The 12,028-nt window shown below is 51.9% G+C and carries 10 protein-coding genes; 8 read left to right on the forward strand and 2 right to left on the reverse strand.

Going from position 1 to position 12,028, the window contains the following annotated elements; all coding sequences use genetic code 11:
• Positions 1 to 37: 37 nt before the first annotated feature.
• Positions 38 to 2,614 carry a DNA mismatch repair protein MutS gene (gene mutS, locus ABC502_RS16740; protein ID WP_345916712.1) on the reverse strand — a complete coding sequence of 859 codons (2,577 nt, stop codon included), beginning with the start codon at positions 2,612 to 2,614 and terminating at the stop codon, positions 38 to 40.
• Positions 2,615 to 2,646: 32 nt separating this feature from the next.
• On the opposite strand from mutS, the gene ABC502_RS16745 reads away from it, so the two are divergent.
• The 5 genes from ABC502_RS16745 to metH all read left to right on the forward strand — a co-directional run bounded on the left by ABC502_RS16745 (position 2,647) and on the right by metH (position 9,047).
• A complete protein-coding gene (locus tag ABC502_RS16745; RefSeq protein ID WP_330088619.1) occupies positions 2,647 to 3,147 on the forward strand; it encodes a CinA family protein in 501 nt (166 codons plus the stop codon).
• 54 nt (positions 3,148 to 3,201) lie between these two features.
• The gene (gene recA / locus ABC502_RS16750) at positions 3,202 to 4,248 is read left to right on the forward strand and encodes a recombinase RecA (RefSeq protein WP_330088620.1); all 1,047 of its coding nucleotides are present in this window, start codon (positions 3,202 to 3,204) and stop codon (positions 4,246 to 4,248) included.
• A 177-nt stretch (positions 4,249 to 4,425) separates the two neighbouring features.
• On the forward strand, positions 4,426 to 5,349 hold the full coding sequence (metA, locus tag ABC502_RS16755; protein ID WP_330088621.1) for a homoserine O-succinyltransferase: 924 nt from the start codon (positions 4,426 to 4,428) through the stop codon (positions 5,347 to 5,349).
• A gap of 6 nt (positions 5,350 to 5,355) precedes the next feature.
• The gene (locus ABC502_RS16760) at positions 5,356 to 6,423 is read left to right on the forward strand and encodes a homocysteine S-methyltransferase family protein (RefSeq protein WP_345916713.1); all 1,068 of its coding nucleotides are present in this window, start codon (positions 5,356 to 5,358) and stop codon (positions 6,421 to 6,423) included.
• Positions 6,423 to 9,047, forward strand: a complete 2,625-nt coding sequence (gene metH, locus ABC502_RS16765) for a methionine synthase (protein ID WP_345916714.1) — start codon at positions 6,423 to 6,425, stop codon at positions 9,045 to 9,047. Before ABC502_RS16760 ends, metH begins: the two co-directional genes overlap by 1 nt.
• 8 nt (positions 9,048 to 9,055) lie before the next feature.
• Here metH and ABC502_RS16770 read toward each other — a convergent pair whose 3' ends face one another.
• Positions 9,056 to 9,844, reverse strand: coding sequence for a transporter substrate-binding domain-containing protein (locus ABC502_RS16770; RefSeq protein WP_345916715.1), 789 nt, complete (start codon positions 9,842 to 9,844; stop codon positions 9,056 to 9,058).
• Between the two features lie 112 nt (positions 9,845 to 9,956).
• Here ABC502_RS16770 and ABC502_RS16775 point away from each other — a divergent pair, with 112 nt between their 5' ends.
• The 3 genes from ABC502_RS16775 to ABC502_RS16785 all read left to right on the forward strand — a co-directional run bounded on the left by ABC502_RS16775 (position 9,957) and on the right by ABC502_RS16785 (position 12,019).
• Positions 9,957 to 10,709 (forward strand): transporter substrate-binding domain-containing protein, encoded by a 753-nt coding sequence (locus tag ABC502_RS16775; protein ID WP_345916716.1) that lies wholly within the window; start codon positions 9,957 to 9,959, stop codon positions 10,707 to 10,709.
• A 110-nt stretch (positions 10,710 to 10,819) separates the two neighbouring features.
• A complete protein-coding gene (locus ABC502_RS16780; RefSeq protein WP_345916717.1) occupies positions 10,820 to 11,569 on the forward strand; it encodes a hypothetical protein in 750 nt (249 codons plus the stop codon).
• A gap of 3 nt (positions 11,570 to 11,572) precedes the next feature.
• Positions 11,573 to 12,019 (forward strand): regulatory protein RecX, encoded by a 447-nt coding sequence (locus tag ABC502_RS16785; protein ID WP_345916718.1) that lies wholly within the window; start codon positions 11,573 to 11,575, stop codon positions 12,017 to 12,019.
• The last annotated feature ends 9 nt before the right edge of the window (positions 12,020 to 12,028 follow it).

The raw sequence follows: 12,028 nt of genomic DNA on the forward strand, positions 1-12,028 counted from the left end.
AAAAAAAGCGCCGTCGGGCGCTTTTTTGTTGGGAGCTTTACTCGGCCAACTGCGCCTGTAACTGATACAGTACATCCAGCGCCTGGCGGGCGCTGAGATCGTCCGGATTGATGCTGCGTAGTTGCTGCAACACCGGATGCTCCGGGGCCAGTAGATCCAGTTGCGCTGCGGCTGCCGGCTGTGAGCTGGCTGCTGCCGTTGGCTCGGCCTGCTCCAGTTGCTGTAACTTGCGTCTGGCTTGCTGGATCACCACTTTAGGCACACCGGCCAGTTGCGCCACCTGCAAGCCAAAGCTTTTGCTGGCGGCTCCTTCCTGTACATGGTGCATAAAGGCAATGGTGTCGCCATGCTCAACCGCATCGAAATGCACATTGGCCAGCCCATCCAACTCATCCGCCAGTTGCGTCAGTTCAAAGTAGTGGGTAGCAAACAAGGTCATGGCTTTTAATTGCCGGGCCAGATAGTCGGCGCAGGCCCAGGCCAGTGATAACCCATCGTAGGTGCTGGTGCCGCGGCCCACTTCATCCATCAGTACCAGGCTGTGTGGGGTGGCGTGGTGTAAAATGGTGGCGGTTTCGGTCATTTCCACCATAAAGGTTGAGCGACCGGAGGCCAGATCATCCGACGCGCCAACCCGGGTAAAGATCCGATCGATTGGGCCTATCACCGCCCGTTCGGCGGGGACATAACTGCCAATAGCGGCCATCAGCACGATTAGCGCAGTCTGGCGCATATAGGTGGATTTACCGCCCATGTTGGGGCCCGTGATCAGCAGCATACGCCGCTTGGGCGACAGTTGCAGTGGGTTGGCAATAAAAGGCTCCTGCATAACCTGCTCAACCACCGGATGGCGTCCTTGCTCAATCTGAATACCAGTGGCGGCTTGAAGCTCCGGCTGTTGGTAATTCAGCACATCAGCGCGCTCGGCAAAGGTACTCAAGACATCCAGTTGCGCCAATGCTGTTGCCAGCTGTTGCAGCTCGGCCAGTTGCGGTAGAACCTGATCAAACAGCGCATCGTACAGCTGCTTTTCCAGCGCCAGCGCTTTGCTTTGGCTGCCTAGAACCTTGTCTTCGTATTCTTTCAGCTCCGGGATAATAAAACGCTCGTTATTTTTCAGTGTTTGGCGGCGAATGTAGTCTGCCGGTACTTTATGATCCGAGCCACGGCCAATTTCAATGTAATAACCATGCACCCGGTTAAAACCGACTTTGAGTGAACTGATACCGGTGCGCTCTTTTTCACGGCTTTCCAGTTGCTGCAGGTAATCGGTGGCACCGGTCGCCAGTGCCCGCCAATGATCCAGTTCTTCATGATAACCTGAAGCAATGACACCACCATCGCGTATCAGCACAGGTGGCTGCTCAACAATGGCGCGCTCCATTAAGGCACAGAGCTCTGGCAGTGGCTCGGCCTGGCTGGCCAGTGTGCTCAGTAAAGGGCTGTGCCAACTGCTGGCCAATGGGTGCAACGCAGGCAGTTGTTGCAAGGCCTGGCGCAGCCTTGCAAAATCGCGCGGCCGGGCAGAGCGTAAGGCAATACGGGCAATCACCCGCTCGATATCCCCAATGTGCTTTAGTTGCGGCTGTAGCTCTGGATAGAAGTCTGTCAGCTCCGTCACCGCTTGCAGACGTTCTGTGATGCGCTGCTGCTGGCGGAGTGGTGCATGGATCCAGCGCTGCAACAAACGCGAGCCCATGGCGGTCTGGGTGTGATCCAGTACATCCAGCAAGGTATGTTCGCGGCCGCCGGCCAGGTTTTGCGTCAGCTCAAGATTACGCCGGGTGGCGGCATCCAGCACAATGTAGTCATCGCTTTGCTCTTTGGCGATGGCGCGGATATGTGGCAACTGGCTGCGCTGGGTATCTTTGACGTACTGCATTAAGCAGCCCGCAGCCATCAGGCCCACCGGGGCATCTTCTACGCCAAAGCTCAGCAAATCCTTGGTGCCAAATTGCTGGCACAACAAACGCCGGGCAGTCTCGGCTTCAAACTCCCAGACTGGGCGGCGACGGTTGCTGCAACGCACCGGCAGCAGTTGCTGAGCGGCCAGCTCTTCACTGTATAGCAGCTCGGCCGGCTGCAGCCGCTGCAATAAAGCCTGTACATCGCTTTCTGTGCTTAGTTGCTGCAGTAAAAAACGGCCACTGGCCAAATCCAGCCATGCCAGGCCAAACTGATCCTTGTGCTGCACCAGGCTGCCCAGCAGGGTATCGCGCCGCTCCTGCAGCAGAGCTTCATCGGTGACCGTACCTGGCGTGACTATACGCACGACCTGACGCTCAACCGGGCCTTTGCTGGTCGCCGGATCGCCAATCTGCTCACAAATAGCGACTGACTCACCGAGCTGTACCAGCCGGGCCAGGTAGGATTCGACTGCATGGTAGGGTACGCCGGCCATCGGGATCGGCTGGCCACCACTTTGGCCGCGCTTGGTCAGCGAGATATCCAGCAAGCGGGCTGCTTTTTTCGCGTCGTCATAAAACAGTTCGTAAAAATCGCCCATACGGTAGAACAGCAGAATATCCGGATGCTGGGCTTTTAACCCCAGATATTGTTGCATCATCGGGGTATGGGTACTGGCAGCTTGCCCCAGGGCTGTGGTGGACGGCATAATGGTATCAAATTCCTTGCATATGGATCGCTATGAGCACCACCACCGACACCTTGCAACTGGCGCAGACACTGGGCCAGTTATTAATCGAGCAACAGCTGATGGTGACGACGGCGGAATCCTGTACCGGCGGTGGCTTAGCATACAACCTAACCGCTGTAGCCGGTAGCTCTGCGTATCTGGATCGCAGTTTTGTCACCTATAGTAACAAATCCAAACAGCAATTATTAGCGGTGGATGCGCAAACCCTGCAGCAGCATGGTGCGGTTAGCCTGCAAACGGTGCAGGAAATGGCGGCCGGTGCTGCCAAAGCCGCTGCTGCTGATTTAGCCATTGCAATTTCCGGTATCGCCGGGCCTGGAGGCGGCTCTGAGTACAAGCCGGTGGGGACGGTGTGTTTTGCATTTTGGTTGGATGGTATCTGCACCAGCAACCAGCAGCACTTTGTCGGTGATCGGACAGAAATCCGCCAGCAAGCCATCGATTTTGCGCTGCAACAAAGCATCCGGCTGTTGACAGCAAGCGCAAACTAAACTACTGTATGCTCATACAGCATTCAGCCCAATCTAATTTTTCGGGAGTCATCAATGGACGACAATAAACAAAAAGCGCTGGCCGCCGCCTTAGGCCAAATTGAACGTCAGTTCGGTAAAGGCTCGATTATGCGACTGGGTGACAGCACAGCGCTGGATATTGCCTCTGTGTCGACGGGCTCACTGGGGTTGGATATTGCGCTTGGCATTGGCGGTTTGCCGTATGGTCGTATTGTTGAAATCTATGGGCCTGAGTCCTCCGGTAAAACCACCCTGACTTTGCAGGTGATTGCCGAAGCGCAGCGCGCCGGTAAAACCTGTGCCTTTATCGATGCCGAGCATGCGCTCGACCCGGTGTATGCCGCTAAGCTGGGGGTGAATGTCGATGATTTGCTGGTATCACAACCGGATACCGGTGAGCAGGCACTGGAAATTTGCGACATGTTGGTGCGCTCTGCCGCGGTCGATGTGGTCATTGTCGACTCAGTCGCTGCCTTAACGCCGAAAGCGGAAATCGAAGGCGATATGGGCGACAGCCATATGGGCTTGCAAGCCCGCTTAATGTCGCAAGCATTGCGTAAACTGACCGCTAATATCAAGCGCTCTAACACTCTGTGTATTTTCATCAACCAAATCCGGATGAAGATTGGCGTGATGTTCGGCAACCCGGAAACCACTACCGGTGGTAACGCACTGAAGTTCTATGCCTCCGTCCGGTTGGATATTCGCCGCATTGGATCAGTGAAAGATGGTGATGAAATCATCGGCAACGAAACCCGGGTTAAAGTGGTGAAAAACAAGGTAGCGCCACCCTTTAAACAGGCTGAGTTTATTATTACCTATGGCCAGGGCATCAATAAGCAGGGCGAGCTGCTCGATCTGGGGGTGCAGGAAAAACTGGTGGATAAATCCGGTGCCTGGTATGCCTATCAGGGTAATAAAGTCGGGCAGGGCAAAGCCAATGCGATGAAGTTTCTGTTGGACAATCCAGCCATTGCTAATGAAATTGAAGCCGAGTTGCGTAACCGCTTGCTGCTAAAACCAGAAACAATCAAGAAAGCTGCGTTAGATACAGCAGAAGAGTTGCCAGCAGAAGAGTAAGTTTTTACGGCGCTCACATCATGCCAGCCATAGTGCTGGCATTTTTTATGGGCAATGATGGGCTTCAGCCGCAATACCGCAAACCACCAGTTTTGGACGTCTATACGTTTAGAAGTTGACTTTTCCCGGTTTTTTACGCACACTCCACTCATTGTTTTCAGTGGGTGTGGAGTCGTTATGCCAATTAAAGTTGTCGATCAACTGCCTGCAGTAGGGGCTTTGTCTGCAGAAAATGTGTTTGTCATGACCGAAAGCCGGGCAGCCAGCCAGGATATCCGGCCGCAGCGTATCGCCATCTTAAATCTGATGCCCAATAAAATTACCACTGAAATTCAGCTGTTACGCTTGTTGGCAAACTCGCCTTTGCAGGTGGATGTGGAGCTGCTGCGGCTGGACGATCATGTCAGCAAACATACGCCGGAAAGCCATTTAAACTGTTTCTACCGTTATTTTTCTCAGGTCGCGGATCAAAAATACGATGGCTTGATAATCACTGGCGCACCGCTTGGTTTAGTTGATTATGAAGATGTCACCTACTGGGATCAGTTGGAAGGGATCTTAAGCTGGGCCGACAGTCATGTGACCTCCACTTTGTTTTTGTGTTGGGCTGCACATGCTGCTCTGTATCATTATTATGGTTTGCAGCGTGAAATTCGTGGTGACAAGTTATCCGGTGTCTATGCCCAGCAGTTAAAGCAGCCGCTGTGTCCGCTGGTGCGTGGCTTTGATGACGCCTTTCAGGTGCCGCATTCCCGTTATGCCCAGGTCCCCAAGCAGCGTTTTTCGCAGCATGATGACTTGCACATTCTGGCCGAATCCGATGTAACGGGTCCTTACTTATTGCAGAACAGCAGTGGCAGCCGGGTCTTTGTCACCGGCCATCCGGAGTACGATGTGAATACCTTGGCCGATGAATACCAACGTGATCTGGCCGCCGGGTTGAACCCGAAGATCCCAGAACACTATTTTCCGCAGGATGATCCCAGCCAGCCGCCTTTAAAATTATGGCAAAGCCATGCCTTTTTGTTATTCAGTAACTGGTTAAACTATTATGTCTATCAGGCCACCCCTTTTGATCTGGGAGCCATTGGCCAGAGGTGAGGTTTCATGAGCAAAGCACGATTGACCTCTGAGCAGCTGCGTACCGTGTTAGCGCAGCGGATCCTGATCCTGGATGGTGCCATGGGGACTATGATCCAGGCCCATCAACTGCAAGAAGCTGATTACCGTGGCAGTGAGTTTGCTGACTGGCCGACAGATTTAAAAGGCAACAATGACCTGTTAGTACTGACTCAGCCGGACATTATTCGCGCGATTCATCGTCAGTATCTTCAAGCTGGAGCTGATATTGTCGAAACCAACAGCTTTAATGCCACCACCATCGCTATGGCCGATTATCAGATGGAGGCACTCTCGGCCCGCATTAACCGTGAAGCTGCCCGACTGGCCCGTGAAGCCTGTGACGAAATCAGCGCGCAGACCCCAGGGCGGCCGCGCTATGTTGCAGGCGTTTTGGGGCCAACCAACCGTACTGCGTCGATTTCACCGGATGTAAATGATGCTGGTTTTCGTAATGTCAGCTTTGATGAGCTGGTTACAGCTTACAAAGAGTCGACTCATGCCCTTATTGAAGGTGGTGCCGACATCATTATGCTGGAGACTATTTTCGATACCTTAAACGCCAAAGCAGCAGCCTTTGCTGTGTTGGAGGTCTTTGACGAGCTTGGCTTTGAGCTGCCGGTGATGATCTCCGGCACCATCACTGATGCATCCGGTCGGACGCTGTCGGGCCAGACCACAGAAGCCTTCTACCATTCGCTGGCGCATGTGAAACCAGTCTGTTTTGGCCTAAACTGTGCGCTGGGGCCTGATTTATTGCGACCTTATGTCGAGGCCCTTTCTACTGTATCGGAAGCTTTTGTCTCGGTACACCCAAATGCTGGTTTACCAAATGAATTTGGCGAGTATGACTTGGGTGCTGACGAAATGGCGGCAGAAATTGCCGATTGGGCCAAGCAAGGCTTTGTCAATATTGTCGGTGGTTGCTGCGGTACCACGCCAGAGCACATTCGTACCATCGCTGCAGCGGTCGCTGGCGTGTCGCCGCGTCAACCGAAACCTGCCAGCCATCAGTTTAATCTGGCTGGCCTGGAAGCTTTTTCACCGGAGTGGTAATGCAACAACAGGCACGATTTATCAATATCGGTGAGCGCACCAATGTCACTGGTTCAGCACGTTTTAAAAAGCTGATTTTAAATGGTGATTATGAAACCGCGCTCGAAGTGGCCAAGCAGCAGGTTGAGAACGGTGCTCAGATCATCGATATCAATATGGATGAAGCCATGCTCGACAGCAAGGCGGCCATGGTGCGTTACCTCAATTTGCTGGCTGGTGAGCCGGACATTGCCCGGGTACCGATCATGGTTGATTCCTCCAAGTGGGAGGTGATCGAAGCGGCGCTAAAATGCATTCAGGGCAAGGCCATTGTAAACTCCATATCCTTAAAAGAAGGCGAAGCCCCCTTTTTAGAACAAGCCAGACGTATTCGGCGCTATGGCGCAGCCGCTGTGGTGATGGCCTTTGATGAAGTGGGCCAGGCCGATACCAAAGCGCGGAAAGTCGAAATTTGTCAGCGCGCTTATCGTTTGCTGGTGGAGAGCGTGGGCTTCCCACCGGAAGACATTATCTTTGATCCCAATATTTTTGCGGTAGCGACCGGCATTGAAGAGCACAACAATTATGCCGTGGATTTTATTGAGGCCTGCCGCGATATCAAACGCTTGTGCCCCTATGCCAAGATCTCCGGCGGTGTGTCCAATATTTCGTTCTCGTTTCGGGGTAATGATCCGGTGCGTGAAGCCATGCATTCGGTGTTTTTGTACCATGCTATCGCCGCTGGCATGGATATGGGCATCGTCAATGCTGGTCAGTTGGCGGTATACGACGATATCCCAGAGCTGCTTCGCGAGCGGGTGGAAGATGTCATCTTAAACCGGCGCGAGGATGCCACCGAGCGTTTGCTTGAGATTGCACCTGAATTTAAAGGTGATGGCAGCGTGGCAGAAAAGCAGGACGATGCCTGGCGCAGCCTGCCGGTAAACAAACGGCTGGAGCATGCGCTGGTTAAAGGGATTACCGATTACATTGAACAGGATACCGAACAAGCCCGCCAGCAGGCGGAAAAACCACTGCATGTGATTGAAGGCCCGTTGATGGATGGCATGAATGTGGTGGGCGACTTGTTTGGTGAGGGCAAAATGTTCCTACCGCAGGTGGTGAAATCTGCCCGGGTGATGAAAAAAGCGGTGGCTTATTTGCAGCCTTATATCGAGGCGGAAAAGTCCGGTGGTCAGGCCCAGGGTAAAATTTTGCTGGCCACGGTCAAAGGTGATGTGCACGACATTGGCAAAAACATTGTCGGCGTGGTACTGCAGTGCAACAACTTCGAAGTCATTGATTTGGGCGTGATGGTGCCTTGCGCTAAGTTGCTGCAGGTGGCCAAAGATGAAAATGTCGATGTGATTGGCTTGTCAGGCTTAATCACCCCATCACTGGATGAAATGGTGCATGTGGCGAAAGAAATGACACGGCTTGGTTTTGAACTACCACTGTTGATTGGCGGCGCTACTACTTCCAAGGTACACACCGCGGTGAAGATAGAACCGCACTATCAGCATGGGGTGGTCTATGTACCGAATGCTTCGCGCAGTGTCTCGGTAGTGCAGTCTTTGATCAGCCAAAGTAGCAAAGCCGATTATCTGGCGCGAACTAAGCAGGAATACATCACGGTTCGTGAGCAGCATCAGCGCAGCCGTCCGGGTCAGAAGATGCTGAGTTTAGCTGAGGCTCGGGCCAATAAGTTTCAGCTGGATCTAACCAGGGTAGCGTCAGCTCCGAAACAACCGGGTGTGCACCTGTGGACCGATGTGGATTTGCAGCAGCTGCGTGATTACATCGACTGGACACCATTCTTTATGACCTGGCAGCTGTCGGGCAAATACCCGGCCATTTTAAATCACCCGGAAGTTGGTCTTGAGGCACGCAAGTTACTGGCTGATGCCAATGCTATGCTGGATCAGATGATTGGCAGCAAGCGCATTCAGGGCAAAGCTGTGTTTGGCCTGTTTCCTGCTAACAGCGACGGCGACGATATTATTGTTTACACCGATGAGAGCCGCAGCAACGAAAGGTGTCGTCTGCATCAGTTGCGTCAGCAGTTGCAGTTGCGTAATCAGATCCCCAACAGTTGTCTGAGTGATTTCATTGCGCCGGTCAGTAGCGGTGTGGCTGATTACATCGGGGCTTTTGCGGTGAGTACTGGCTTTGGCGCTGATGAGTTTGCCGCAGAATTTGCCGCAGCGCACGATGATTACAACAGCATTCTGGTCAAAGCATTGGCCGATCGGCTGGCTGAAGCGCTGGCGGAGTTTCTGCACCTGAAGATCCGCCGTGAGTATTGGGGCTATGCGGCCGATGAGCAACTGGAAAATGAACAGTTGATTCGAGAGTTGTACCAGGGCATCCGGCCGGCACCAGGTTACCCGGCATGCCCTGAGCATACGGAGAAGGGTACTTTGTGGCAGCTGCTGGATGTGGAGGCCCAAACCGGCATGCAGCTGACTGAAAGCTATGCTATGTGGCCAGGTGCTGCGGTCAGCGGCTGGTATCTGGCTCATCCGGACAGCAAGTACTTTGCGGTTAGTAAAATTGGCCGTGATCAACTGGTTGACTATGCAGCACGTAAAGGCTGGAGCGAACCTGAAGCTGAGGTATGGCTTGCACCTAATCTAAACGATTAAGGAAAGCATCAAAAAATAGCGGCAGGAGCCGGTAGAGGGAGACCAGGCAGGTAACTGGCTCTGATTTGTTGCAATCGTCCTTGATGATAAAGCCGAAGCCAGGCAGCATCCAGCTGCCTGGTTTGTTCTTCGGAGATACTGACCCGGCTAAAACCGAAATACACCGGGTTTTCGTAAATGATCAGGAGTTGCTGGTAAGGTTTGTCGGTCATCAGTCCGCTTTGTTGCCAGTAAAACAGCGTGCTTTGATCTTCCAGGACTGCATCTACTCGGCCAGAATCCAGCAGCCCTAACTTATCTTCGTGGCTGCGGATCTCTACCAAAGTAGGCCCAAACCCATCTTGGTCTATCAGTCGGTGAAACTCTTCACCGTAGTAAGCGCCGTTTAACACGGCGATTACGAGCTCCTCAGGCCAAGCAGCCAACTCTGTAAGGTGTTCAATGGCAGGTAACTCCTCCGGGTTTCCCAGTAACACAACGCGCTCAATATGATGGGGTCCAATAAAAATAAAGTTCTGCTTTCTTTCCTCAGAGAATGAAAGGTGACTGATCAAATCCAATTGCCCTTGTGCAGTTAACTGCAATGAGCGGCGCCAGGGGGATTGCAAAATACTTAATTCACAACCGGCTTCGCTGGCCAGTGCTTGAATAAGATCAATGGATAAACCCTGCCAGCCGGTCTGAGTCGGCTCCAGGTGGGGAGGAAAGTAACTGTCTGCACCCATTCGAAGTTGGCAGCTGTGCGCCTGCAGTGACAAGCACCACAGCATCAGGCTCAAAGTGAAGATGTTACGCATGCACAATAGACCTCCAACAAGTGGCAGCTGTCATATTTAAAGATAAGTCGCAATGCCTTTAAATACAATTTCTGACTATACTAATAACATCGCTGGCCACAGAGTGACATCGATGCGACTACTGCTTGGATTGACCGTATTATTCTTAAGTGTACCCGCTTATGCTGAACGTACCCTGACGATTTTGGTAGGAATGGATAAGCCACCTTATATCCAGTTACAAGACAGTACCGGTTTTGAACTGGAGTTGTTACGAGAGGTTAGTAAACGCATGGGTTTTGATGCAGTCTTTTTGCATGTGCCCAATGCCCGTATTCGTTACTTGCTGGAACAAGGTCATGGTGATGTCGCTACTTTGCAGCGTTACGCTGAGCAGCCGACTGAATTATTTTACAGCCTTCCCTATGTGCGCTATCAAAATGCAGTGATTTCTTTGCGTGAAAAAGAGTTGGTGATTCAACACCCGCAGGATATGCAACGGTTGAATGTGGTGGCTTTTCAAAGTGCCAAAACTGTGTTGGGAGATGAGTTTGGCGATATGGCGCATAGCTCCAGCCGCTATCAGGAAACGACCAATCAGAAAACGCAGGTCGATTTGTTACTTGCAGGGCGTATTGACGCTGCTGTGATGGATATCAATATCTTCCATTACTTTCGGCGTGTGAGTGACGATTCTCAGCCTATTCAACTGCATACGCTATTTCCACCCAGCGACTATAGAGCCGCTTTTCGTGAGCAAACTTTGCAGCAAGATTTTGATAAGGCATTGCAGCAGTTGTTTGCACAGCCAGACTATCATCGTATGCAGTTGGAATTTTTTGGCTCAGTGAACCAGTACCAGCTGCTTGCCCCCAATCATCCTTAACTCTGCTTTTTCTATACCAGCCCCTGACGTTGTTGGCTTTTTCCAGTATGATACCAGCCATGACAGGTTCACTTTAATTTTGCAGGCTATATGACTGGTGAGGGGAGTTTGTGCAGCATTCCGGTTCCGTGTTTGAATTGATTCGTCGTCGTCCTGTTTTATCTGCTTTGTACTGGATAAAGCAGGCCTGGCAGCTGTTTACTATGGCTCCCTGGCTTTGGATCCAATTACTCTCTTTTATGTTGCTGCTAAATTTGCTGGGTTCGATGAATCCTGTCTTATTTATAGTGACATTGTTTTTAAATCCCTTTATCACGGCAGGGCTTTATAGTGCCATTGTTGCTGTGCAACGGGGAAAGACTGCCAGTTTTAGCTGGTTGTTTCGGCCCTTGCAGCAGGTGCAGTTTCGGCCGCTGTTTTTACAACTGGCGGCACTCAATTTACTCTTGGCTATCCCCCTTAGTTTATTGGGCGAACATGTCATGCAGCAGTTGGCCGCCGAGCAGTTGGTATTTAGCCAGGTATTGTTGTTTGTTTTTTGCACGGCCATGATCTGGATGATGTTCAGTTATGCGGTCGCTATTTTGTATTTTTTACCGGACAAGCGACTGCTTCCTGCGTTAATGGCAAGTTTGGTTGCGTGCTGGCGCAACCTGATACCACTGCTGTTGTTTGGAGCTATCGGACTGGCGCTTTGCCTGGCAACTGTACCGACTATGCTGCTTGGTATGTTCCTGGTGCTGCCGCTACTTAGTATTGCATTTTTTATTTCGTTTCAGGACATCTTTAACGTTGATCCGGGCAGCGCTGATCCAACGGATCAAAATGGCAACCAGGATTCAGGTGTTTTGGAAGTCTGAGCCATGCGCTTAAGTGAGTTGAAAAAAGCAGCTTTACAGCTGCTGGCGCGACGTGAGTTCAGTGCGCAGCAGTTGCAACAGCGTTTACAGGCTAAGACAGAAGATGACCAGCTGGTTCAGCAGGTGATATCATGGTGCCAGGCTGAAAATTATCAAAGTGATGCCCGCTTTGTCGATATGTTGTTGCGTTCGCGGATTGGCAAAGGCTATGGGCCTCTGTATATCCAGCAGGAGTGCAGGCGTCATGGCATTGCCGTTGCTTTGTTGCAGCAGCAACTGGCTCAAATCGAGCTTGATTGGTCGGCTCTGGCGCAGCGCATTTACTTGAAAAAATATGGCGACACCGCCATTACCAGTGTCAATGAGCGTGCAAAGCGGCTGCGTTATCTGCAGCAACGGGGTTTTTACCCGGAAGACTGCAGCGCTGTACTCACATACAACCGAAGTTAGGAAACCATC

The organism is Alkalimonas sp. NCh-2 (assembly GCF_039631345.1).
GTDB classification, from domain to species: Bacteria; Pseudomonadota; Gammaproteobacteria; order Enterobacterales; family Alteromonadaceae; genus Alkalimonas; species Alkalimonas mucilaginosa.

Coding starts and splice junctions, on each gene's coding strand:
- ABC502_RS16785 (WP_345916718.1), top strand. CDS start 11,573: ATGCGCTTAAGTGAGTTGAAAAAAGCAGCTTTACAGCTGCTGGCGCGA.
- mutS (WP_345916712.1), bottom strand. CDS start 2,614: ATGCCGTCCACCACAGCCCTGGGGCAAGCTGCCAGTACCCATACCCCG.
- recA (WP_330088620.1), top strand. CDS start 3,202: ATGGACGACAATAAACAAAAAGCGCTGGCCGCCGCCTTAGGCCAAATT.
- ABC502_RS16775 (WP_345916716.1), top strand. CDS start 9,957: ATGCGACTACTGCTTGGATTGACCGTATTATTCTTAAGTGTACCCGCT.
- metA (WP_330088621.1), top strand. CDS start 4,426: ATGCCAATTAAAGTTGTCGATCAACTGCCTGCAGTAGGGGCTTTGTCT.
- ABC502_RS16770 (WP_345916715.1), bottom strand. CDS start 9,844: ATGCGTAACATCTTCACTTTGAGCCTGATGCTGTGGTGCTTGTCACTG.
- metH (WP_345916714.1), top strand. CDS start 6,423: ATGCAACAACAGGCACGATTTATCAATATCGGTGAGCGCACCAATGTC.
- ABC502_RS16760 (WP_345916713.1), top strand. CDS start 5,356: ATGAGCAAAGCACGATTGACCTCTGAGCAGCTGCGTACCGTGTTAGCG.
- ABC502_RS16745 (WP_330088619.1), top strand. CDS start 2,647: ATGAGCACCACCACCGACACCTTGCAACTGGCGCAGACACTGGGCCAG.